The sequence below is a fragment of the Leucobacter sp. UCMA 4100 genome (assembly GCF_027853335.1).
Lineage (GTDB): Bacteria > Actinomycetota > Actinomycetes > Actinomycetales > Microbacteriaceae > Leucobacter_A.
In genome coordinates this window covers 793117-815741 of record NZ_JAFEUS010000002.1, presented here as the reverse complement: position 1 = coordinate 815741, position 22625 = coordinate 793117, and the positions used below count along the sequence as shown (strand labels likewise).

Genomic DNA, 22625 nt, shown 5'->3' with positions numbered 1-22625 from the left:
AAGACGGCCCGAAAGGAATCAAGACTATGACGTTGAAAAACACTCCGCTGCACGCGACACACGAGGCGCTCGGCGCACACTTCACCGATTTCGGTGGATGGGACATGCCCCTGCGCTATGCCTCCGAGCTCGACGAGCACCGTGCTGTGCGCGAGGCCGCGGGCATCTTCGACCTCTCGCACATGGGCGAGATCTGGGTCGATGGCCCCGATGCAGCACGCTTCTTGAACACCGCCTTCGCCGGCAACTTCGCAGTGACGGCTGTTGGTCGCGCGAAGTACTCGCTCATGCTGCAAGAAGACGGCGGCATCATCGACGACCTCATCGTGTACCGCATGGGTGAGGAGCGCTACCTCGTCGTGCCGAACGCGGGCAACGCTCCCGTGGTCTCGTCTGAGCTTACGGCGCGTGCTGAAGGCTTCGACGTAACGCTGACCGACGCCTCGGCTGACACCGCGCTCGTCGCGGTGCAGGGCCCGGCCTCGGTTGCCGTGCTCACCGAGGTCATGGCCGACGTTGAGGCGATGCGTGAGATGAAGTACTACTCAGCCATCGAGGCGAACGCTGCCGGCATTGACGTGCTGCTCGCACGCACGGGCTACACCGGCGAAGACGGCTTCGAGCTGTACGTCACGAATGATAAGGCAGAGGCGCTCTGGAGCGCGCTCATGAAGACCGGCGAAGCCCACGGCATCACGCCCTGCGGCCTCGCCTCACGCGACTCACTGCGCCTCGAAGCTGGTATGCCGCTCTACGGGAATGAGCTCAGCCGTGAGGTTGTTCCCGCGCAGGCTGGTCTTGGCCCCGTCGTCTCGTTCAAGAAGGAAGAAAACTTCGTTGGCCGCAGTGCGGTCGAGAACGCTGCTGCGCCGGAGCGCGTGCTCGTCGGGCTCAAGGGCCTCGGCCGTCGTGCAGGCCGCAGCGGCTACGATGTCGTTTCTGAGGGAGAGGTTGTGGGCACCGTCACGAGCGGCCTGCCCAGCCCGACGCTCGGGTACCCGATCGCGCTCGCGTATGTCGCGCGCGACCTCGCCGAGCCCGGCACGAAGCTCGACATCGACCTGCGCGGTAAGCCGCAGCCCTTCGAGGTGGTCGCGCTGCCGTTCTACAAGCGCGCATAACCCGCACACTTCATATCCTTTTACCAAAATCGTAGAGAAAGAGAAACCATGACCCAGAACCTTCCCGAAAACCTTCGCTACAGCGCTGAGCACGAGTGGATCGACGAGGCCTCACCCGCCAACATCGGCATCACCCGCCACGCCGCAGACGCGCTTGGCGAGGTCGTTTACGTCGAGCTGCCAGAGGTCGGCGACGAGGTGACCGCTGGTGAGGTGTGTGGCGAGATCGAATCGACGAAGTCGGTTTCAGATCTCTTCTCACCCGTGACCGGCAAGGTCACCGCGATCAACGAGGCCCTCGAAGACGAGCCCGGCCTCGTCAACGAAGATCCCTACGCCAACTGGCTCTTCCAGGTTGAGGTAGCGAGCGAAGGCCCGCTGCTCTCGGCTTCAGAGTACGAAGCGCAGCTCTAACGAGCCCCCAGAGGCCGGGGTGTACGTCGCCCCGGCCTCTTTCTTTTCTGATACCCATTCCCTAATGACAGCGAGGTGAGGGACCATGGCAGTTAGCGTGTTTGACCTTTTTAAAGTGGGCATCGGCCCATCCAGCTCTCACACGGTAGGCCCGATGCGAGCAGCGCAAACGTTCGCTCAGCACCTTGAGAGCAAAGGCGCTCTCGAAACCACCACAGCAATCGCCGTTGACTTGTACGGCTCACTTGCCGCAACCGGCGCGGGCCACGGCACCTTCACCGCCGTGATGCTCGGACTTGAAGGCTACGCCCCCGATACCGTGCTACCCGACGAGGTCGAAGTCGCCCTCGAACGCATGCAGCAGACCGGGGTTGTACGGCTCGGCGACAGGGTCGCCCCAGCACCGACACTCATTGACTTTCGCATCGAAGACATGACGCAGAGGCCGCTCACCGTGCTGCCTTTTCACACGAACGGCATGACCTTCAAAGCCTTCGATGAGCGCGGCGAGACCCTGCTCGACGAAACCTACTTCTCGGTAGGCGGCGGCTTTATCGTGCGCGAAGGCACCGAAGACGTCGTGGCTGACCGCCTTGAGGAGGCCGTGAACGAAAAGCCCTTCCCGTTTACCACCGGGGCTGAGCTGCTCGAGCACTGCGAACGCAACGACATGACCTTCGCGAGCGTCATGCTCGCCAACGAGCTCGTCAAGCGTGACGAGACCGAGGTGCGCGAGGGCCTCACCCACATTTGGCGCGTCATGGAGGGCTGCAAGGACGCGGCGCTCACGCGCACCGGCGTGCTGCCCGGCGGCCTGAACGTGCGTCGCCGCGCCCCGGAATGGCACCGCAAGCTCTCAGAGAGCGATCCCGACCGCAACCCGATCTTCTGGCAGGAATGGGTCAACCTTGTTGCCCTCGCCGTCAACGAAGAGAACGCGACGGGTGGCCGTGTCGTGACCGCCCCAACGAACGGCGCCGCCGGCATCATTCCCGCGGTGCTCTTCTACGCAACCCACTACACGCCGGGCGCGCGAACCTGGAACGAAGAAGAGAAGCAGGCCGTGATCGCCGACTTCTTGCTCGCGGCCGGAGCCGTCGGCGTGCTGTACAAGGAACAGGCCTCGATCTCGGGTGCCGAGGTGGGCTGCCAGGGCGAGGTCGGATCAGCCTCATCGATGGCGGCAGCGGGCCTTGCGCAGGTACTCGGCGGATCCCCGCAGCAGGTCGAAAATGCGGCCGAGATCGCGATGGAACACAACCTCGGCCTCACCTGCGACCCGATCGGTGGGCTCGTGCAGATCCCGTGCATCGAACGCAACGCGATCGCCGCATCAAAGGCCATCAACGCCGCAAAGATGGCCCTCATGGGTGACGGTGATCACCACGTCACCCTCGACGAGGTCATCATCACGATGCGTGAGACCGGTAAGGACATGTCGTCGAAGTACAAGGAAACGGCGATGGGCGGCCTCGCGGTCAACGTTATTGAGTGTTAAGGGGGCCGGCTGGCTCCGGTGCCGGGTTATGGCTTGGATTTGGGCCTGGAGAGCTTGAATCGCGAAATTGTTTGCACTTTTCGGTGCTTTTCGCCCGTTTTTGGCCCAAAAGTGCAAACAATTTCGTGGTGCAGGGGCCAGCTGGACTGAAACATGGGTCTGGCAGGCATATCTGCCGGGAAACCTAGGCATACAGGCAGGCCAGGGCTGGGCAGGGCAGGCCAGGCTAGGGCGCGGCAAGCGTGCCACCACCCCAGGGCCCAGGCGGAAAGGGAATAACAGACGGCGCAAAGCGCCGCCGCCCTTTTCAGGCGCCAAGGCGCCGCTCCGGGGCACCACACTCGCATCTGCCCAGAGTGCGCCAGCCACACGCCTCTGCCGTGAGTGCTCCCGCAACGCGCCCATACCGGGAGCGCGCCAGCCGCACACCTACGCCGCGAGCGCGCCCATAACCGCCTGGCTCATGGCCGCGATCTCGTCGTCACGGCGGGCCGGGTTGACCCACTCGAGGTGTTCAATCTCGGCGTCGGGGCCTGCGAAGTCGATGAGGGGGTGCGCGAAGACATGACCCTCGACCTCGAAACCCGCCTCGTTTGCGGCGGGAGCACGGAAGGTGCCGACCTCGGTGAGGTGCTCAGGGCTGAGTGATCCGCCGAGTTCTTCAGCAAACTCGCGCATGGCTGCCGCAGCGAAAGATTCGCCCGGCTCAGGTTTGCCTCCTGGCAGCATGAGTTTTGAGGTGCCGCGTTTGCGCACGTGCAGGATGTTTCCGTCGGCGTTGTGCATGACGACTGCGCTCACGATGATGCGCTGACTCACGAGTTGTTCTCCTTTGCAGGGCCACCGGGGTGGCGGGTCAGCTTGGTGGGCTGGGCTGGTGGGCGGCAGGCTCGGCTAGTGGTCGGCGGGCTCGGCCTGCTCAGCGGCCTCGGCGAGCAGCGCCGCCGGGTCCTGGAAAGCCGTCTTCGGGACGAAGAGCAGCAGCGCGGCGGCGATGAGGGCGGTGACGCCGCAGATGATCCACACGGTGAGGTAACCGGTGAAGGAGCCTGCGGTGCCGCCCGAGGTTCCGCTGATGAGGGCGATGCCGAACATGGCAGAGGCGATCGCGCCGCCGACGGTCTTGACCGAGTTCGTGAGGCCGGTGGCCACACCCGTTTGGGTGGGTGGCGCGGCGGCAGCGGCGGCCGAGGGGAGCGCCGCGACGAGCGCGCCCGAGCCGATGCCCGCGATGAACATGTTCGTCGTCACCTGCAAGTAGCTCGAGTGCAGCGGCACGAAGAGTAGGTAGCCGATGCCGACGAGGCAGGCCGCGATGATGAGGGTGTTGCGCGGGGTGATCGCCCTCGCAACCTTCGGGAATACGAGCGCGCCCACAATCATGCCGATGAGGTACATGCCGATGAGCAGCGAGGTCGCGAAGCCAGCAGTGCCGAGCCCGTAGCCATACACGGTCGGGTCGGTGCGAGCGTAGGTCGAAAGCGGGGCCTGCGCGCCGAGTACGCTCACGCCAAAGAGGCCGGCGGTGAGGAACACGGGGGCGAGGCTCGGTGAGCGGAACATGCGCACGTCAATGAGCGGATCATCCTTGCGCAGTTCGACGAGCACGAAGGGCACGATGAGCAGCACGCCGAGCAGCGTCACGGCCCAGGCCGCGAGACTATCGGGGCCGTTGAGGCGCAGCAGGCTGAGCCCGCCCGTGAACGCGATAAGCGCGAGGCTGATGAGCACGAGGCCCTGGAAGTCGAGCACGCCGCCGGTCTTGACGGGCGACTCTTTCACGCCGAAGAACACGACGACGAAACAGGCGACAACGAGCAGACCAGGGATGAGCAGCACCCACATGAGCGGCAGCGAATCGATGAGCATGCCACCCACGAGCGCTCCGATGATGGCGCCACCCTCGAGGGCAGCGACGAGCAGACCCGCCGCCTTCGCGGTGAGCAGCGACGACCCCTCGGTGCCGCGCGTGCGCGACCAGATGAGGGCGATCTCGAGCGGCAACCACACGACGTAGACGCCCTGCAGCGCCCAGGCTGCGAGAAAGAGCCAGAACGAGTCTGTGAACGGCAAAGCGAGCGTCGCAATCGCGGTGATGGCGGTCGACCACAGGAGCATTCGCTTGTGGCCAACCATGTCGCCGAGCTTCGCGAATGCGGGCACGACGAGGGCCGACAGCATGAGCTGCGAGCCCTCGAGCCAGTTCACGTCGGCGTCATTAACGCCCAGGTGCCTGGCGATATCGGTGAGCATGGGGGTGTAGTAGCCCTGAATCACGCCCGACGTAAACTCTACGAAGGCGAGAAACCCGACAACACCGGCGAGCGCTCCTAGCGTGATTCGTGACTTTTGCATTACAGCCCCTTGATGAGAGATCGGTGAAACACTTCGCCGCGCTCGAGCTCGGCGACCTCAACCTGCTCGTCAACCGCGTGGATCGTCGCGCGTTGCGCCGCGGTCATTTTGAGCGGCGCGAAGCGATATACGGCGGGGGCGAAGCGGTGGAACCAGCGTGAGTCGGTTGCAGCCATAACGAGGTAGGGCACCGGCTGCGTGCCGGGGTGTGAGACGCCGATGGCCTGCTCGATCAACGCAAACTGCTCGTTATCGGTGGCCGACTCTGGCGACGGGTCACTACCCTCAACGAGTTCGACCGTGATGAGCGGATCACGCACCTGCGCACGCACGCGGCGCACGGTGCTCTCGACGGTCTCGCCGAGGGCGATCCGCAGGTTGACGATCGCACTCGCAGCTGAGGGCAGCACGTTGTGGGCGGTGCCGCCAGAGAGCATGGTCGGTGAGATGGTGGTGCGCACCATGGCGGGCATCTCGCCGCCCGCAGCGGTGAGCACGCGTGCCGCTACCTTCGGATGCGCCGCGAGCTGGCGAAGCGGGGCTGCGAAGCGCGCGGGCGCCTTGCGAGCGAACGCCTCAAGCATGCGAATGACGCCCTCGGGAGCCCGCGAGGCGAAGGTGCTTGGCTGTAGCCGGTTGACCGCTCGGGTTACCCGGCTCACCGCGGTGAGGCCCTTCGGCGTTGAGGCGTGACCGCCCTGGCTGAACGCCGAGAGGCGAACCGTCGCGATGCCCTTTTCGGCGACACCGATCATGGCGGCGTCGCCCTTGAGGAACGGCAGGGGAGGGTCGACGACCGCGCCGCCCTCGTCGATGACGAGCCATGGGGTGACCCCGCGCTCGTGCAGGGCCTGTGAGATGACCTTGGCGGCGTTGCCGTGCACCTCTTCGTCGCCTCCGAATGAGAGGTAGACGCTGCGGCGCGGCGTGAAGCCCGAAGCGAGCAGGTTCTCGACGGCATCGAGAACAACGACGAGCGGGCCCTTGTCATCGAGCGCGCCGCGGCCGTACACCCAGCCGTCGGTGATGCGCCCCTCGAAGGGCGGGTAGGTCCAGTCGTCGTTCTCGTCGACCGGAACCACGTCGTAGTGCGCCATGAGCACGGCGGGGTCGAGCGATTCGTCGCTGCCCTGCCAGAAGTACAGGAGACCGAGGTCGGTGATTTTTTCGCGGCTCAGCTTTTCGTGCACGAGCGGGTAGAGCTCTGCAATGAGCGCCTCAAACGCTTCGAACGGTTCAAAGCCACGTGTCTCACGTTCTGCCGAGACCGTGGGCAATTGAATCATCGCCGAGAGGCGATCTGCGATACCGGGCCTTGGGGTCAGATCTTTCTCCATGCGATAACGCTATCGCATGGAACGGGTGCGTGTGGCACCGCTGTTGATACCCTCTCAAACCACGGGACGAGAGGCCTGCAGCGTGTGTTAGGCCGTGCGGTGTGACTCTTGCGAGCCCGCGATGAAGCCGAGCACGGCGCCGATAACGCCGTAGGCTGCGGCGATGATCCACGACACTCCCATGTCGATGGCGGCTGCCACGGCAACGGCCAGGAGCAACAGCTCGATCATGCTCTGGGCGAAGCGGTCAACGCCCTTGAGCGCGGGCCTCGGTGAGAGGAACAGAGCCCAGAGGAGTACTGAGAGCACGAGTGCGCCAACGCCAAAGGCTATGCCGGGCATGGGCAGATTCCAAGCCGTAAAACCCCATACGGTAACGGCAATGACGGCGATGAGGTGCCACACCGAACGGGTGGTGAACACGATCGCGTGTAAGCGCTGAGTTTGAGGTACGGATTCGATCACGAAATGAAGTGTATCCCTTGCATCGGAGTAGATTCTGAGAGTGCTGGCCCGGGTGCGGTGGGCTAGCGGAAGATGACGGTTCGGTCGCCGTCGAGCAGCACGCGGCGCTCGGCAAACCACTGCACCGCGCGGCGAAGGGTACGCGCCTCTTCGTCCTGGCCCAACTGCATGAGCTGCTCGGGTGAGTAGCCGTGATCGACGCGGGCCACGTCTTGCTCGATGATGGGCCCCTCGTCAAGGTCGGTCGTCACGTAGTGGGCGGTCGCGCCCACGAGCTTGACCCCGCGTTCGTGCGCCTGACGGTACGGGTTGGCGCCCTTGAACCCGGGCAGGAACGAGTGGTGAATGTTGATGGCGCGGCCCGAGAGAAACTCGCAGAGCTCGGGCGACAGGATCTGCATGTAGCGGGCGAGCACCACGAGTTCGATGTCGTGCTCTGCGACGACCTCGCGCACGCGATCTTCGAAGGCCTGCTTCTCGGCGGCGTTGGTCACGGGGCGCGACTCGAATGGGGCGCCGTAGAACTCGCTGATATCGCGGGGCGTCTCGTGGTTTGCGAGCACGAGGGGCACCTCGATGGGAAGGGTGCCGCCGTGCTTGCGGAAGAGGAGGTCGTTCACGCAGTGCGTTGCCTTCGACGCGAGAATGAGCGTGCGCACGGGACGGCCGACGGCGTCGAGGGCCCAATCCATCGCGAAGTGGTCGGCGACCTTCGTGATAGCACTGCGAAAGCGCTCTTCAAACGAGTCGGCTGCCTCGGTCGCTTCGACCTGCAGACGCATGAAAAACTTGCCGGTGTCGTGGCTCGCAAACTGCTGGCTCTCGAGAATGTTGCCCTTTGCCTGAACGACCGCACCACTGATGTCGTGCACGATACCCGGACCGTCAACGCAAGAAAACGTGAGCACCCACTCGGTTGGGGTGTGCGAGCGGGCTGCGGCGGGACGGGGGGCATCGGTTGAAGCGTTCACCCGACCTATTGTAGACACCGCAGGCACACGGCTCGCATATAGCAGCACCCCGCGCGCTTGGGTATGATTGTGGTGGTCGTGACTGGCGTATAGATGGATACCATCGGGGAGCGACTACACCGATGAAATAAAGGCCGCTCGCCTGGGTCAGTGAACCTCGTATTGTTGCGAGAAAACTATAAGGAGGAACCTGGTGTCAAACCAGCCCGATTTCATGAATGACGCCCTCTCGGTCGTAGACCCAGAAATTGCGAAGGTACTTGAGCAGGAGCTCGGTCGCCAGCGCGATACCCTCGAGATGATCGCGAGCGAGAACTTCGTGCCGCGCGCCGTGCTCGAGAGCCAGGGGTCTGTGCTCACGAACAAGTACGCCGAGGGTTACCCCGGCCGTCGCTACTACGGTGGTTGCGAATACGTTGACGTTGCCGAGAACCTCGCGCGTGATCGCGCCAAGGAGCTCTACGGTGCGAAGTACGCAAACGTGCAGCCCCACTCGGGTGCCTCGGCTAACGCCGCGGTGCTCTCGTCAATCGCTGAGCCCGGCGACACCATTCTCGGTCTCGAACTCGCTCATGGCGGCCACCTCACGCACGGTATGCCCCTGAACTTCTCGGGCAAGCTCTACAACGTCGTCTCGTACGAGGTTGACCCCGAGACGCTGCTCATCGATATGGCCGTGGTGCGCAAGCAGGCCATCGAGCACAAGCCCAAGGTCATCATCGCCGGCTGGTCGGCATACCCCCGCCAGCTCGACTTCGCCGAGTTCCGCGCCATCGCCGACGAGGTTGGCGCAACGCTCTGGGTCGACATGGCGCACTTCGCAGGCCTCGTTGCCGCAGGTCTGCACCCGAACCCTGTGCCATACGCCGACGTTGTTTCGTCGACCGTGCACAAGACCATCGGCGGCCCCCGCTCGGGCTTCATTCTCACGAACGACCTCGAGCTCTTCAAGAAGATTAACTCGAGCGTGTTCCCTGGCCAGCAGGGCGGCCCGCTCATGCACGTGATCGCAGCGAAGGCAACCGCCTTCAAGATCGCCGCATCGCCAGAGTTCAAGAACCGTCAGGAGCGCACCCTGTCGGGCGCGAAGATTTTGGCGGATCGCCTGAGCCAGCCCGACATGAAGCAGGCCGGTGTCGATCTGCTCACCGGTGGTACCGATGTGCACCTCGTGCTCGTCGACCTGCGCAACTCAGAGATGGACGGCCAACAGGCAGAAGATGCGCTGCACGAGGTCGGCATCACCGTGAACCGTAACTCGGTGCCCTTCGATCCGCGCCCACCAATGGTGACCAGCGGTTTGCGCATCGGCACCCCTGCCCTCGCGACCCGCGGCTTCGGCGATGCCGAGTTCACCGAGGTTGCCGACATCATCGCTGAGGCGCTCAAGCCGGGCGCTGACAAGGCGGCGCTCGCTGCCCGCGTGCAGAAGCTCGTCGAGGCGTTCCCGCTCTACACCGGCCTCGAGAACTGGTAGCCCGCGTGAGCGCAAACCTGCTCAACGGAACGGCTGCAGCAGCAGCGATCAAGCACGAACTTACCGACAGGGTTGCGGCGCTCGCCGAACGCGGAGTCACCCCGGGGCTCGCCACCGTCTTGGTTGGCGAAGACCCGGGGTCTCAGTGGTACGTCGCGGGCAAGCATCGCGACTGTGCCGAGGTGGGTATCTCGTCGATCCGCAAAGATCTGCCCGAGAACGTCACGCAGGAGCAGCTTGAGGCCGTCATTGACGAGCTCAACGCTGACCCTTCGTGCACCGGGTACATCGTGCAGCTGCCGCTGCCGAAGCACATCGACACTGACCGCGTGCTCGAGCGCATCGACCCTGAAAAAGACGCCGACGGCCTGCACCCGACTAACCTCGGGCGCCTCGTGCTCAACGCCAACACCGAGATCACCTCGCCGCTGCCCTGCACGCCGCGCGGTGTGATCGAACTCGTTGAGCGCAACGGCATCAGCTGGGCTGGCAAGAACGTCGTCGTGGTGGGCCGTGGCATCACGGTCGGCCGCCCGATCGGCCCGCTGCTGACCCGCCGCGAGTACAACGCCACCGTGACCCTCACGCACACCGGCACGACGAACCTGCCAGAGCTCTTGCGCGCGGCCGACGTGATCGTCGCAGCCGCAGGTGCCGAGGGCATCGTGCGCGCCGAAAACGTGAAACCCGGTGCGATCGTGCTTGATGTTGGCGTATCGCGCCGCGTTGATCCCGAGACCGGCAAGAGCCGCGTGGTTGGCGATGTCGCGCCAGAGGTCGCTGAGGTTGCCGGTTGGGTCTCGCCGAACCCCGGTGGCGTTGGCCCGATGACGCGTGCTCTGCTGCTCAAGAACGTCGTCGAGATGGCCGAGCGCCAGACGGCCTAAGCGTTATTATCAGTGGATCTCTCGCCGCTCACCGCGCCGAATGCACACTCGGTTTTTGCTGAGCGGCGGGAGCCTGTAAGATACTCGGTGGGCCTATAGCTCAGTAGGTAGAGCATCGGACTTTTAATCCGCGGGTCGCCGGTTCGAGCCCGGCTGGGCCCACATCAGAGAAACCCCTGGTTCTTCGGAACCGGGGGTTTCTTCGTCCAGCGGCAATGCATTTTCCAAAGCTCCTTCACCGTAGAAGTAGCCAACCGGGGTTTTGAAAGCTGCACTGAGGAGAAATACCTCCTCGGCGCTCCATTTACTTACGCCGTTTAGTTTGTTGTTTACGGCGGTATGAGAAATGCCTAATTGTAAGGCAACGCTTCTGCGGGTTGCCCGGTTGATGAAAAGAAGATGGTTGATGCGATAGCCAATGATTTCATCAATTGTGTGTTCTAGCTGTAGTTCTCCCATGTTTTTATTCTAAATGGTTCCTGATGCAAGAAGTTGTGACGTTGAAAGACTCCCAGGGGCAAATGTTCCAGCGGAACGGAAACGTTCCATTTGTGTTAGTGTTTGAACATGGCACGAACAAACGATGAAGCAATAGCGGAACTTACCGCGCTCTTGGAGCGTGAGGAACGTGATTACGCGTGGGTCGCTCGAAAGATCGGTAAGAGCTTTCAGTGGGTCAGGCGCAGGTTTCGAGGGGTGACACCCATGCACGTAGACGATTACGGACTAATCATGTCTGCGCTCGAAGAATCTTTCGTCGACGCGTAAAAAAGAACCCCCGGAGTTCCAGCTCCGAGGGTTCCTATCCAAGAAAGGATATTTTATGTCTCATCCAATAGACATATTCTCGCGCGCAGTTGCACCTGCGTTCGAGGCTTCAATCCTCCCACAATCGCTTGTCCAAGCGGTGGGGAGTATTGCAGCACAGTTCGGCGTCATCATTCTGGTGGTACTCGGTATCGCCTCGTTGGTGCTTGCAGGGAAAGTTGCAGCACTTGCTCCATTGGGCACGAAGAGGCTTGCAGGCGGGACAGTGTTTTTCACACTGATCGGCATTGTTATGGTCGCGGCGTATGCCACGCTGCAGATGCATGACATCGCGATTGACTTCCTGCGGGAAGGGAATGTTCTCCCGTGATCGCTCCATTAAATCTTCCGGTTGTGACTGTACTTGCTGTCGTTGGATTGATCTCGGGCATCGCTGGCGTACTTATCACCGCTTCTGCTCTGGAACGAAGCATTCAGAACCAGAGGCCAAATTCCGAACGGAAACCGGTCACGCTTTATTACTTGACTGGTGTGTTCCTCGCAGTCGCCGGGTATCTCGGCATGGCCGGCATTAACCCAGTGGGGGAGGCGCTGCTGTGAATGCAGATATGCCAATCATTCGTCCACGGCTTACTTTCGAACAGGAATTTGGAACCCACCGGAATTGGTGGGTTCGGGACTCGCGACTGACGGGAAACCCTCTAAGCATCCTCTTGTACCTGCTGTCTCATGACCAAAACCATCGAGTCACTCAGACAGAAGCACAGGCGGACCTCGGTCTTGGGGAATCTGCGTGGCGAAGTGCTAAGCGAAAGCTCATGGAAGCGGGCTTCTTAATCGAGATTCGTGACCGCTACGCAGAAGGGCAGCGCAAAGGCCAGAGGCGATTTAGGCTCGTGCTTCAAGACCCAGAACCGGGCGTTTACATCGACGCTGAAGAAGCGATTTTAGATGCAGATGAGCATCCCGAAATCATGGATTATCTGGTGAACGAGAGCCAGTCGAGAAAATCAAGAGTGGCCCCAAAACCCACTCTTGAAAATCAAGAGTGGCCTGGAAAACCCCAGGTCAGAGCCAGTCGAGAAAATCAAGAGTGGCCTGGAGCCAGTCTTGAAAATCAAGAGTCCTTAATAGGAAGAGAAAACCAGGTTAGGTTAGGTAAAGGTTTATTAAATAACCAACCTCACCAGACCAACCAGCGCGCGACGAATGAACGAGTTTCGATCAACGCCGAGCTGGAACGAATGGTTCCTGGTCTCGGGCTCACTTTCGAAGCAATCTCAGCTGCCGTCAACGGTCGGGTCGATCTCGAAAATATCGACGTGGTTTCTGCAGTGAAGGACACGCTACTCAAATCGAAGAGCCCAGTTGCTCGTCCCGCAGACTACATCGCTTCTTCAATTGCGAAGAACCCCTTCAAGTGGGTTCAGGGTCAGCCACAGCCCGGTGTGTACCAGCCCCGTCCAGAGTCAGCAACGGTGCAGCCGGTAGCAGGTCACCTTATCCATCATGAGCGTGACTTGTGTGAAGCCGGTGACCATGACTGGGGGCCGACAGTCTGGGCAGAACACGACCGAGCATGGTGTGTTCGCTCGCACTGCAACATCAGCCGACGAAGCATTGATTCTGCCTTTGCGGCTTTCCAAGATCAGCACGATGTCACGGAGGTGAACGTCTAAATGGGGCGCATCATCGAGAAGAAAATGATCGGTTACCGCTGCGAAGTGCGTAGCTGCCGCAACAAACTTCACACCATGCCACAGAGCAGTGAAGTTACGTGGGAGGAGCAGCTCACCGACCTGGTGAAGCTGATCGATAAAGGGTGGGCTCTCGTCCTTTTGAACCAACTTCGGGCGTACTGCCCTGAGCATGCGGTAAGGGCATCGCGATGCACTTGCCGCACTAATCCAAACCGCTCTCACCTTTGTGTGGAGCACAGTGAAGAAGCATCGGCAGCTTTGTGGGTCCGGGGGGACACGCCTGCAATGGTCGCCAAAGAGTTAAACCGAATTGGAGTGTTCTCATGAGTATCATCAGCAAGGATATTAAGCAGGACTGGCAGACATTGCCTATCGAAAGCGTGATCGTGGAACAGCGGTTACGCGATCTGAACGAGGAACATGTTCAGGCAATCATGCGCTCGTTTAAAGACCTCGGCGGACAGCTGCAACTTCAGCCAATCGTTGTCGACCAGGACTTCCGGCTTGCTGATGGAGCACACCGCCTTGAAGCAGCAAAGCGTTCAGGTTGGGAGCACATTTCCGCTCTCGTCGTTAACGGGGTTAACGAGCAAGACCGTCGTGTAATTGAGGTCGAAGCTAACCGGTTGAGGCTCGAATTCACGATGCTTGAACTGCACGATGCGTGGCAGTCATTCTACGAACCCGAACACGAAAGAAAAGCGACAGCTCGGAAGACTGAGGGTGCTCGTGAGCTTGGGCTGGGCAACGGGAATGCAGCAAACCTTATTGGAAATTCCAATAAGGTTGCTGAACCATCAGTATCAAAAGCTACTGCAGCGAAGGAATCGGTTGGATTATCGATTGACACGCTCAACAAAATCAAGGACATCAAGGAAGCGGCTCAATCGGATAATCCCGAACTCCGTGAAGCTGCTCTCAGCGGACTGAAAAAGCTCAACCGCCCCGGTGCGGCAGTGAATCCCGTTCACAAGAGCCTTCTCGCGCTTCAGTCACGAATCAAGACCACCGCGCTGAGTCCTGACGAAGCTCGTGAGAAGTTCCTCGACAAACGACTCTCGTCGCTTGTCGAGCAGACTACGGGCCTCTCGATCAAACTCGCTGGCGATTGGGGAAGTGAAATTTCTGAGGCTGCATCTGAATCGCAGCTCGCATTGGAAGACCTGCGAGGAAGTCGGAAGGCTCTGACAAAGGCCCTGATGCAACTGATGGTTATCGAAGTTAAACACACCCCCGGAGACCCAGGAGAGAGCCTGCGCAGGCTTGGGAGCGAAGTCTCTCGTCAGCTTGCTGAGGAGAGCCTACGTTTACTCAATGGTGGTGGGACTGATGCTTGAAACTGTTGAGACTTGGCCAGTTGCTCGTCAACGCGAAGCGTTTGCCCTCTTGCCGCAGGCAGATTTCCGCGATTCATCGGAGTTCGTGGCTCTTCTCGAGCAACTGCACCTAAACCATGCAGAGGGGCTCGTGAAGCGAGCCCGGCGTTGGGGGTATTCTTTTGAGCCCGATGAAGCGGTAAACATGTTGGTCGTGAACCTCCTCGAAGAGCTGGATCCTGATCGCTATGTTGCAGACTATGTGGCAGAAGCGGATAACCCTTTCGCGTACCTTGGCCGTTGCGCATTTCGTTCGTGGCTCCCAAAGGAATTTGGGGTGCGGGGCAACCAACTTGAAATACCTGAACTGTTACCAGATAGTGAAGCCTATGAGATAACGGAATTTGATTCTGGGCTTACTGACATTGGTGAAGTTGTTGAGCTTTGCCTGGAAGTGCTGCTGCCTCGGACCCCAAAGAAACTACACGGACAACTTGGTGATCTGGTCGCTTTTCTTGCGGTAAATCCGCCGCAGAGGCTCTCCTATGAGCACTTCGAGCGGCAAGCTGCGGCGAAATATTGCCCAAGCTTTAATGAAGCTCAGGTTTCGGCTGTGATGAACATCACCTGGGGTGGGCGGCCTAATCGGGCAGAAACGAGCCTCATGGGGCAGTTCTTGCTTGATGAGGAGTTCAAACCAGAAGACTCGCCCTCTCATTACCGGGCGCTGCGTTACTACCAAAAAATTATCGCGGCCCGTACTGACGGTTCACGATTTTTAGGGAAGGGAATCTAACATGACTGACTTCGAAATGTACCCCATGGCGATGACGCTCCTTGCAGGAATCCCTTTGCTCTTATCATTCGTCGTTGTCACCGTAACGGTAGCAGGGGTTCTTCCCGCGTCCACGGCAGCTGAGGAAGGAAATGAATCATGAAGAAGCCAGTCCGCACGTGGGCGACGCTCTTGACTCTCGGGTTACCGCTTCTCATTGTCGGGCTTGCCGCAATGATGATCACTTTCGCCACACTCATTGATGTTGCGCGAGTGAACGGCCTCCCATTTCCAGAGGTTTTCCCAGTGGTTGTCGATGTGGGCATGATCGCTTCGATGATCGTGGCAGCACAATTTCGACTCAAAGGGATTGACGGTAGGTGGCTTGCGTACTTGGCGTTTATCGTGCTCTCTTTGGTATCAGTTCTCGCGAACGCTAACCATGCACAACAAACCGCAGACATGGCCCTTACAACGCCTTGGGCCGCGTCACTCATCGGTGCAGTGCCGTCGGCTACGTTGCTTGTGATTACTCACTTGGTGATGAAACTCATTCCCGATGAGAAGGAACGGCAGAAGCTTTCCACGATTCGTGAAAAACAGCATCTTGCTCCTGCCCGACCACCTGTACAAGCTAAAGCCGCCGAACCAGCCTCTAAGCAGCCGTTACCGACGTTGGAGTCGGCAGCTGACTCAACTGAAGTGAAGGCAGAAACACCAGGTGGTGAAATCACTGTGCTGAGGCCATTGCCGTTAGCTGAAGAGAAAACAGATGAGGAAGTCGAGACGCTTGTACTTGAGTTCATCGAAACGAACGGAACTCGCCCTACCGGAAAAGTAGTCGGTGAATGGCTGGGTGGGAAATCTGCGAAAACAGGCCAACGGTTCATGCAGAAGATGGAACAGAACAATGTACTCAACGAAGGAATTCATCTTGTCGGTAGTCGCGCCTAGTCTAGAACTGGGGGAGTGGCACGACGGTTATCGAAGGGAAGAGCAGGACTAGTAATATGCAAACGCAAGTCGAGAAACGGCCCCAGGGAAAAGGGATCATGAATACCAAAGGCAAGAAACTCGTTGCGAGTTTCGCGGCAGCCGCCCTGGTACTCGGTGGTGGCGGTTGGTCGGCCTGGGCGATCACCGACTCGAACCGCACGAAGGCTTACGATGAGAACGTCGAGCAGGCACAGGAGCTTGCAGTCGAAGCGGACGCCCTGAATCAAACGCTTACGGAACTGACTTACCTCACGGTTGACGGCACCAAGAAGTTCGAGGGCTCTCACGTCAAGCAGATCACGACGCTCTCCAAGACCAGCGACAAGCTGATCAAGAAGGACACCCTTGAACCGGTCGTCAAAGCGGTGAAGGAACTCAACGAGCACTACACCTACACTGAGGAGAAGCCCGACAAGGGCAAGAAGTCTGACGAGAAGGCGGGTGCTGAGAAGTCGGATGACAAGTCTGACGAGCAGAAGCACCCCTTTGTCACAAACGATGTCAACGTTCTCTTCGATGAACTGAACAAGCAGTTCAAGGAGGACAAGAAGGTCACGTTTGCGTCTCCCGAAACCGTTGTCCCACCGAAGTCCTCGACCCAGCTTGATGCTCGCCCCACTGACGCGCAGATCGCTGAAGCTGAAAAGGCTGTTGAGTCAAACCAAAAGACGGTCGATGAACTGGGCGAGGCGATCAAGGGCTACGAGGCTCAACTCGATGAACTCGATGCTCGGGTTATCGCTGACGCTGCTCTTCTTGAGAAACCTGCTGAAGAGGCGCTGAAGAACGTCAATGATTTCATCAAGGGCTGGGACAAGGCCGATGACAAGACCAAGAAGGCGCTGAGCGCAACTACCAAGAAGTTCCAGGAAGTGCTGGGGCAGTACCAGTCTGGCGAGCTTGCCAAGCCGGAGAAGGACGACAAGTCCGACAAGAAGGACACCAAGAAGAAGGACGAGAAGGAAGAACAGCCTGAACCGACCATCTTCGATGAGTTCACCTACAAGCACGAGCCCACTGACGCGGTTCAGCTCGAACTGTCGATCGATCTTCGTGAGCAGTTCGTGAAGTTCATTAACGACATCGACGCATACAAGAAGTCGCACGACGAAAAGGTAGCGGTAGAAGCAGCGGCAGCGGCCGCAGCGGCTGGAGCAGCTGAATACCAAGACCCTTCGACCGGCACCTGGGTTCCGACTCCTGCTGCACCGAACTACGGTGGTGGCGGTAACGGCTACGCCGGTGGTAACACCTGGGGTGGCGGTGGCGGCTCTACTTGGGGCGGCGGCTCGACCGGCGGCGGTGGCGGCTGGTCAGGTGGAGGTAGCTCAGGCGGTGGTGGCGGTGGATACGTTCCCCCAGCTACTGGCGGTGGCGGCGGTGGGGGTGGCGTTAAGCCTCCCGCCGGTGGCGGTAACGCCGGTGGTGGGGGAGGCACACCTCCGCCACCACCTCCAGTGGCAACTTGCCCTCCACAACCTCCGAATACCTACTGGGGTGGGAGTACCTACACAACTGGTGGCATTACTTGCAAGAACTGGATTCCGAACGGTGACATTGAATGGTAGGTAAATGACCAACTAAGAAAGCCCTGCACGACATGTGCGGGGCTTTCTTAGTGCGCGGACCTTTGGTCTTGGTAAGTGGACAGGAAATCTTCTGTCGGTTTATCTAGATGAAAGGTATACAAGGTGAAAGCTACACCTTCTAGCCAACTGCCAAGACGGGAACGCCGAAAGCGTGGCACCCGTAAAGCAGTGGCATTGACTCTCGCTGGGCTCATGCTCGGCGGGACGTATGTCGGGGTCGATGACCTCATCAACGGCCTACCGCAAGCCGAAGCGCTTGAATACGGCCCGGGAATTCATGAGCCCTCCGTCGGAGGCTTTGCTGGCGGGTATACCCACGGCAATGGCACAACTCTTTACTGTCTTGAACTTGGCAAGCTGCCAGACATGGGCAACTCATCACCTGCGTTGAATCAGATGGGAACTATACCTGCGTACCAGGCTTCGTGGATTCAGCAGGGCAGCCAAGTTTTCAATAACGTTGGAGCCGGGGCGCTCAGCGCCGATTCAAGTCAGTACAAGCGACTGGCGTTCCTGATGGGCAAGTACGGCCAGACGAATAATAACCAGCAAGCTGCCGCACTCGCGTTGGCAATTTGGGAGATTCGTGGTGAGGTAGGGAAAACTGGCGACTACGATGCCCTCCTGAACGCCGAACGGCAGATGGCTGGATCAGGAGCAGCCTCGCAGGCCACGCAGATGGTCGCCGAGGCCGCACAGTGGCTTGCAGCCGGTGGAAACAACACTGGCGGTGCTACAGCGCAGCCAGAAGCCCCCGTATTTACCGGCACAGCCGCCTACAAGGGCGAACTCAAGGTGAAAAAGGGAACCACGAAGTTGACCCTCACGAACGCCGTTTTCACCCAAAACGGCAAGTCAACTATGACGTGGGGCGAAAACGGTCTTGAAGCTGACGCGACTTTTGCATGGGAGGGCACCCCACCAGCGGACGCTGAATGGAACCGCTATTACCGTGTGACTGCATCAGGTGAATACGTATACTTCACCCCAGGTTCATCGGTGATTTACGCGACACAGGGCAACCTGACTGACCAATCGACTGGTTACGCAACACCAGGTGAGCCTAAACGCAACACTGGTAAGTTCAAAGAGATCTATGTGGACCCTGATGCTTTGTGGGCGCCCACTTTGACTACCGAGGTTCCCTCAGAGTTCGTCAAGAAAGGCGAAGCGTTCGGGGACTCAGTGACGTTCAGCGCGGCCAAGGGTGACGCATTCAGTGCTTGGCGTTGGTACCTCGACTCGAAGGGCGATAAGAAGTACGCCCCGATTAAGGCAAAGGGTACCTTGTATGGCCCGATGCTGAGTGACCCTGCATTGAACCCTGCTGCCGATGCGCCTGCGGGGACACCGGTCGCGGGCACTGCCGAAGTGACGACTGACCTCAGCAAAGGCCCTGGAACTTATCAGATCAAGACGGATCTGAAAGCGAAGGAGTCGGGCTACTACACCTGGAAGTGGGATATCGATTGGAAGGACCAGTCGAAAGCAGTTACGAACCCTCCGGGAGAGCACCCCTCGATCCCCAAGGATTACTTCTTCACTGACGGATATGGGCAGGCCAAAGAAGGGCAGACAGTTCCGACCTCACTGGAGCTCTCAACTCAGCTGAGCGCTCCAAAGGTGGTCATCGGTGATTCGTTTACTGATGAAGTTGAGATTTCACTGGTTGACGGTGGCTGGCTTCGCGGAGCTGATGGTAAGCGACTTCCCTACGAACTCGTTGGGACCATCTATCTGCAAGACGGCAAGCCCGTCCAACAGGCGACTGCCCCGGCTGAGGCTACTGAGATGGCCAAGGTCAAGATGACGGCCGATGATACTGGAAAGTTTAAGTCGGAGACAATTGATGTCCCTTTGACAACTAAGCAGGATCATTTGACCGTGCAGTGGTGTGTAAAGGGTGCAGAGCAGCCTGGTGCGTCGAAGCATAAGGTCGAAGATTTCTGTGATGACTACGGGGTGCCCTCGGAAACAGCAAAGATTCTTCGCCCTGAAGTAACCACTCAGGCACAAGAAAGTGGCACTACGTACGGAAAGATCAAGGACACCGCTAAGGTCGACGGGGCGATGCCCAAGCTCCCTGCCAGCGTCGGCTTCACGGCCTACTTGAAGCCAGAAGCTGGTCAGCCGAAGTACGACACTGATTGGAATCCAGTGCTGGACGAGGACGGTGAACCTGTCCTTTGGACGGAAGCTGAAGTATCGAATCCTGAAGCCGTTTGTGAAGCACAGCCAGTCGCGAAAACGAAGCGTGTCAAGGTTGACGGAGTAGGGGAGTATGACTCGCCTACGGTCCGGGCTAAGAGTGAGGGTACGGTTTACTGGGTCGAAGACCTCGAAGTTGAAGACCCGAAGACCAAAAAGCCAGTCGAGCTTCACCGTGGCAAGTGTGGTCTTCCCAACGAGACGACCGTGGTAGAGAAGCCTAAGGTTACCACTCAAGCGCAGGAAATCGGTGCAGTTAAGGGTGACATTAAAGACACCGCTCTTGTTGAAGCGCCAGTGACTGAGCTTCCTCTTGAGATCGACTTTACGCTCTACCTCAAGCCTGAGGCAGGTCAGCCGAAGTACGACGAGAACTGGAAACCGGTACTCGACAAAGAAGGCAACCCTGTGCTGTGGCAGGAAGATGAAGTAGACGACCCAGCGGCAGTGTGTGAAGCGCAACCAGTCGCAAAGACTGATCGTGTTGAAGCCAGTGGCCCTGGCGAGTACGACTCGCCTACCGTTCGAGCTGAAACTGAGGGTACTGCTTACTGGGTAGAGGAACTCTTCGTTGAAGACCCGAAGACCAAGGAAAAAGTTTCCTTGCACCGTGGAGAGTGTGGCCTTCCTAACGAGACCACAGTGATCGAGAAGCCAAAGGTGAAGACGAAGGCTACGCCTGAGGCTAACGTTGGCGACAAGATCGAGGACACCGCTATTGTGACCGGCCCGCTCTCGGAACGTGAAGAAATTTCTTATGAAGTTACGTTCGAGGCGTACCACCGTGGTGAGGGAACAACTGCCAAGGTCGATGAGAAGCTCTGCACGGCAGGCACTAAGGTCTGGGAATCGAACAAGGCAACGCCCGTCACCACAGAGGGTGAGTACAAGTCAGAGAAGTGGAAGCTCAAGGAAGACCACATTGGTGAGATTCTGTGGGTTGAAACGCTGACTGAAATCGAAAAGACCGATAAGGGTGAGAAGCGGACCGAGATCCACCGTGGTGCATGTGGCGAGGTTGACGAGATCACCAAGGTTTCCCCTAAAGAGCAGCTCGCCTTTACCGGTGCTGTCGGTACCCCGCTGATTGTTGGTGCAGGTGCTGTTCTTCTCCTCGGCGGAGCAGCGATTGCGTTTGCTGCCCGACGTAAATCAACTCCCCTGGTTGATACCGATAACTAACGCAGAAAGGAATAACGACTAAGAGCCCCGGCCCCCTCCGGGGCTCTTAGCATTTATTCGGCAAGTCCAAGAAACATGCCGATGTTCTCTTCCCAGCATGACGGGTGCGTTCCGTGGCTGATGTGTTCACGCTCCTGAACAGGGAGCGTAGGGAATACCTCTTGAACGGGAGCTGCTGCTTTGAGCGCTTGCTCTGCATCTGAGGGGATATTGAACGTTGAAGTCAGGTGGCAGAATTGGCATTCTCTGCTGCGGTACTTCACGAGGGTCGGGGCTTCCCAATCTGTGCAGTCTGCGAAATCGACGGTCACCCATTTGTCCCAGCCGGGATCGAGGTGGCGGTTGAAGTGCGAAGTTGCTTCATAAGCGTTCTGGAAGAAGCCGGCGCATCGGCAATTCTCTTCCTCTGCACAGCCCGGCTCTACGGGGTCTGCTGCGTCTGAGCAGCCTGACTCGTGCGCGATCACTCGAGTAAGTTCGCCCTCTTCGTTGGTCTCGGCTTGTGCGAATACGATCTGCTTGAACATCATGTCTCCTTCTCAATCTCCCCTCACGTTTTTGCCGTGAAGGCACTTTGTGCCTCGGAGGGTGGAGCGATGGAGTGCAACTAACCGTGGAATACCGGAGCGAGCGTAGTGAGTGAGGATATGCCGCGAAAGTGGTTGCGCGGAGTCGCGGAGCCCGTAGAATGCCGCAGGCTTCACGGCGAAAGCGTCGGCGGCTTTGCCGACGAATAACAGTGTGGCCAGAGGCCACTCTTTGAAATCTTTTGGTCTGGCTCTGCGCGTTAGACCGCTTCTTGAAGATGAGCCAGATATCTGGAAGCGGCATAGGTATAGGGGAAAGCAAGAACTATGCCGTATGGAAGGAATTGAAGAATGATTTGGGAACTGCTCATGAATGCACCACGTCTCATCTTCATCCCAGTTTTTGGGCTTTTGTCGTTAGTGCTTTTTGTCCTTGCAGGGATAAACATCATGATGAAGTCGCGACGCGGAGAATCACGCCAATATCTCATCTCAAATCTTCGGGTCGCTCTTTGGAGTTTCTGGGGAATGGTATTGGCGCTCTCCTGCGAGTCTTTCTACACCAATGAAACTCCAGGATGGGTACAGGACGTTGCAACCGACATTCAAAGCCTATTCGCGACAGGCGGGTTCGTGGGCACCGCTGTGGGGCTAATGGCTCTCATAGCTATCCCATTCGTGGTGGTTCTCTTCTTGCTCCCGCTTGTGGAGGTTCCGGCACGCCTTCTGTCTCATGCTTTGGGCGGCGAAGGCAAGTAAAGCAGCGGGGCGGAATACGTTGAGGTATTCCGCCCCTTTGTGGCAGCGTCAGAGTCATGTGTGAAAGTTGTGAATATGGTTGAGGAATTGTTCGGCACGGGTCTTGTATGGCTATTTATCGGGCTTGTGCTGGTTATCGTCGTACCTTGGGGAGCGGGCGCCCTCGCTGACGAAATTAAGCACAGACGAGAGCAGCGGCGCTACGATGCCGAGGCCTACGAGCAGCTGCGCATTCGCCAGGAGTTTAAGCGCATCGTCGCTGAGGAAGAAGAGGGCTAGG

The 22625-nt window shown here is 59.0% G+C and carries 21 protein-coding genes, 1 tRNA gene and 1 riboswitch; of the genes, 16 read left to right on the top strand and 6 right to left on the bottom strand.

Annotated features, from left to right (window positions below):
- Nucleotides 1-26: 26 nt before the first annotated feature.
- From gcvT to JSO19_RS04025, 3 genes are all read left to right on the top strand, one after another.
- Entirely contained in the window at nt 27-1121 is a 1095-nt protein-coding gene (gene gcvT / locus JSO19_RS04035; RefSeq protein WP_270909905.1) for a glycine cleavage system aminomethyltransferase GcvT, read from the top strand.
- A gap of 48 nt (nt 1122-1169) precedes the next feature.
- On the top strand, nt 1170-1535 hold the full coding sequence (gene gcvH / locus JSO19_RS04030; RefSeq protein ID WP_270909904.1) for a glycine cleavage system protein GcvH: 366 nt from the start codon (nt 1170-1172) through the stop codon (nt 1533-1535).
- Between the two features lie 85 nt (nt 1536-1620).
- A complete protein-coding gene (locus JSO19_RS04025) occupies nt 1621-3033 on the top strand; it encodes an L-serine ammonia-lyase (RefSeq protein WP_270909903.1) in 1413 nt (470 codons plus the stop codon).
- 429 nt (nt 3034-3462) lie between these two features.
- Here the strand turns inward: JSO19_RS04025 and JSO19_RS04020 are convergent, their stop codons facing one another.
- The 5 genes from JSO19_RS04020 to purU all read right to left on the bottom strand — a co-directional run bounded on the left by JSO19_RS04020 (nt 3463) and on the right by purU (nt 8161).
- Nucleotides 3463-3852: an NUDIX hydrolase gene (locus JSO19_RS04020; RefSeq protein ID WP_270909902.1), complete on the bottom strand. Its 390-nt coding sequence runs from the start codon at nt 3850-3852 to the stop codon at nt 3463-3465.
- Nucleotides 3853-3927: 75 nt separating this feature from the next.
- Nucleotides 3928-5388 (bottom strand): MFS transporter, encoded by a 1461-nt coding sequence (locus JSO19_RS04015; RefSeq protein WP_270909901.1) that lies wholly within the window; start codon nt 5386-5388, stop codon nt 3928-3930.
- Nucleotides 5388-6725, bottom strand: a complete 1338-nt coding sequence (locus tag JSO19_RS04010) for a M20/M25/M40 family metallo-hydrolase (protein WP_270909900.1) — start codon at nt 6723-6725, stop codon at nt 5388-5390. Before JSO19_RS04010 ends, JSO19_RS04015 begins: the two co-directional genes overlap by 1 nt.
- A gap of 87 nt (nt 6726-6812) precedes the next feature.
- Nucleotides 6813-7190 (bottom strand): DUF2568 domain-containing protein, encoded by a 378-nt coding sequence (locus JSO19_RS04005; RefSeq protein ID WP_270909899.1) that lies wholly within the window; start codon nt 7188-7190, stop codon nt 6813-6815.
- 62 nt (nt 7191-7252) lie between these two features.
- Complete coding sequence (gene purU, locus JSO19_RS04000; protein ID WP_270909898.1) at nt 7253-8161, bottom strand: formyltetrahydrofolate deformylase; 909 nt, start codon at nt 8159-8161, stop codon at nt 7253-7255.
- Between the two features lie 68 nt (nt 8162-8229).
- Nucleotides 8230-8316, top strand: a riboswitch (ZMP/ZTP riboswitch).
- A 59-nt stretch (nt 8317-8375) separates the two neighbouring features.
- On the opposite strand from purU, the gene glyA reads away from it, so the two are divergent.
- From glyA to JSO19_RS03945, 11 genes are all read left to right on the top strand, one after another.
- Nucleotides 8376-9638 (top strand): serine hydroxymethyltransferase, encoded by a 1263-nt coding sequence (gene glyA, locus JSO19_RS03995; RefSeq protein WP_270912095.1) that lies wholly within the window; start codon nt 8376-8378, stop codon nt 9636-9638.
- Nucleotides 9639-9643: 5 nt separating this feature from the next.
- Nucleotides 9644-10525 carry a bifunctional methylenetetrahydrofolate dehydrogenase/methenyltetrahydrofolate cyclohydrolase gene (locus tag JSO19_RS03990; protein ID WP_270909897.1) on the top strand — a complete coding sequence of 294 codons (882 nt, stop codon included), beginning with the start codon at nt 9644-9646 and terminating at the stop codon, nt 10523-10525.
- Between the two features lie 89 nt (nt 10526-10614).
- Nucleotides 10615-10687: transfer RNA gene (locus JSO19_RS03985), tRNA-Lys, on the top strand.
- A gap of 661 nt (nt 10688-11348) precedes the next feature.
- Entirely contained in the window at nt 11349-11663 is a 315-nt protein-coding gene (locus JSO19_RS03980; protein WP_270909896.1) for a hypothetical protein, read from the top strand.
- The gene (locus JSO19_RS03975; RefSeq protein WP_270909894.1) at nt 11660-11893 is read left to right on the top strand and encodes a hypothetical protein; all 234 of its coding nucleotides are present in this window, start codon (nt 11660-11662) and stop codon (nt 11891-11893) included. The genes JSO19_RS03980 and JSO19_RS03975 overlap by 4 nt, the downstream gene beginning before the upstream one ends.
- Before the next feature lie 218 nt (nt 11894-12111).
- Nucleotides 12112-12972 carry a hypothetical protein gene (locus tag JSO19_RS03970; protein WP_270909893.1) on the top strand — a complete coding sequence of 287 codons (861 nt, stop codon included), beginning with the start codon at nt 12112-12114 and terminating at the stop codon, nt 12970-12972.
- 344 nt (nt 12973-13316) lie between these two features.
- Complete coding sequence (locus JSO19_RS03965) at nt 13317-14330, top strand: ParB N-terminal domain-containing protein (protein ID WP_270909892.1); 1014 nt, start codon at nt 13317-13319, stop codon at nt 14328-14330.
- On the top strand, nt 14323-15105 hold the full coding sequence (locus JSO19_RS03960; RefSeq protein ID WP_270909890.1) for a hypothetical protein: 783 nt from the start codon (nt 14323-14325) through the stop codon (nt 15103-15105). Before JSO19_RS03965 ends, JSO19_RS03960 begins: the two co-directional genes overlap by 8 nt.
- 138 nt (nt 15106-15243) lie before the next feature.
- Nucleotides 15244-16038: a DUF2637 domain-containing protein gene (locus JSO19_RS03955; RefSeq protein WP_270909889.1), complete on the top strand. Its 795-nt coding sequence runs from the start codon at nt 15244-15246 to the stop codon at nt 16036-16038.
- 98 nt (nt 16039-16136) lie between these two features.
- Nucleotides 16137-17648, top strand: coding sequence for a hypothetical protein (locus JSO19_RS03950; protein WP_270909887.1), 1512 nt, complete (start codon nt 16137-16139; stop codon nt 17646-17648).
- 189 nt (nt 17649-17837) lie between these two features.
- On the top strand, nt 17838-21059 hold the full coding sequence (locus JSO19_RS03945) for a hypothetical protein (RefSeq protein WP_270909885.1): 3222 nt from the start codon (nt 17838-17840) through the stop codon (nt 21057-21059).
- A gap of 53 nt (nt 21060-21112) precedes the next feature.
- On the opposite strand, the gene JSO19_RS03940 is transcribed toward JSO19_RS03945, so the two are convergent.
- Complete coding sequence (locus tag JSO19_RS03940) at nt 21113-21589, bottom strand: hypothetical protein (protein WP_270909884.1); 477 nt, start codon at nt 21587-21589, stop codon at nt 21113-21115.
- 348 nt (nt 21590-21937) lie between these two features.
- Here JSO19_RS03940 and JSO19_RS03935 point away from each other — a divergent pair, with 348 nt between their 5' ends.
- Nucleotides 21938-22345 carry a hypothetical protein gene (locus JSO19_RS03935; RefSeq protein ID WP_270909883.1) on the top strand — a complete coding sequence of 136 codons (408 nt, stop codon included), beginning with the start codon at nt 21938-21940 and terminating at the stop codon, nt 22343-22345.
- A gap of 75 nt (nt 22346-22420) precedes the next feature.
- Complete coding sequence (locus tag JSO19_RS03930; RefSeq protein WP_270909881.1) at nt 22421-22624, top strand: hypothetical protein; 204 nt, start codon at nt 22421-22423, stop codon at nt 22622-22624.
- Nucleotide 22625 lies beyond the last annotated feature (1 nt).

Coding starts and splice junctions, on each gene's coding strand:
- gcvT (WP_270909905.1), top strand. CDS start 27: ATGACGTTGAAAAACACTCCGCTGCACGCGACACACGAGGCGCTCGGC.
- gcvH (WP_270909904.1), top strand. CDS start 1,170: ATGACCCAGAACCTTCCCGAAAACCTTCGCTACAGCGCTGAGCACGAG.
- JSO19_RS04025 (WP_270909903.1), top strand. CDS start 1,621: ATGGCAGTTAGCGTGTTTGACCTTTTTAAAGTGGGCATCGGCCCATCC.
- JSO19_RS04015 (WP_270909901.1), bottom strand. CDS start 5,388: ATGCAAAAGTCACGAATCACGCTAGGAGCGCTCGCCGGTGTTGTCGGG.
- JSO19_RS04010 (WP_270909900.1), bottom strand. CDS start 6,725: ATGGAGAAAGATCTGACCCCAAGGCCCGGTATCGCAGATCGCCTCTCG.
- glyA (WP_270912095.1), top strand. CDS start 8,376: ATGAATGACGCCCTCTCGGTCGTAGACCCAGAAATTGCGAAGGTACTT.
- JSO19_RS03980 (WP_270909896.1), top strand. CDS start 11,349: ATGTCTCATCCAATAGACATATTCTCGCGCGCAGTTGCACCTGCGTTC.
- JSO19_RS03970 (WP_270909893.1), top strand. CDS start 12,112: ATGGAAGCGGGCTTCTTAATCGAGATTCGTGACCGCTACGCAGAAGGG.
- JSO19_RS03965 (WP_270909892.1), top strand. CDS start 13,317: ATGAGTATCATCAGCAAGGATATTAAGCAGGACTGGCAGACATTGCCT.
- JSO19_RS03960 (WP_270909890.1), top strand. CDS start 14,323: ATGCTTGAAACTGTTGAGACTTGGCCAGTTGCTCGTCAACGCGAAGCG.
- JSO19_RS03955 (WP_270909889.1), top strand. CDS start 15,244: ATGAAGAAGCCAGTCCGCACGTGGGCGACGCTCTTGACTCTCGGGTTA.
- JSO19_RS03950 (WP_270909887.1), top strand. CDS start 16,137: ATGAATACCAAAGGCAAGAAACTCGTTGCGAGTTTCGCGGCAGCCGCC.
- JSO19_RS03940 (WP_270909884.1), bottom strand. CDS start 21,589: ATGATGTTCAAGCAGATCGTATTCGCACAAGCCGAGACCAACGAAGAG.
- JSO19_RS03935 (WP_270909883.1), top strand. CDS start 21,938: ATGATTTGGGAACTGCTCATGAATGCACCACGTCTCATCTTCATCCCA.
- JSO19_RS03930 (WP_270909881.1), top strand. CDS start 22,421: ATGGTTGAGGAATTGTTCGGCACGGGTCTTGTATGGCTATTTATCGGG.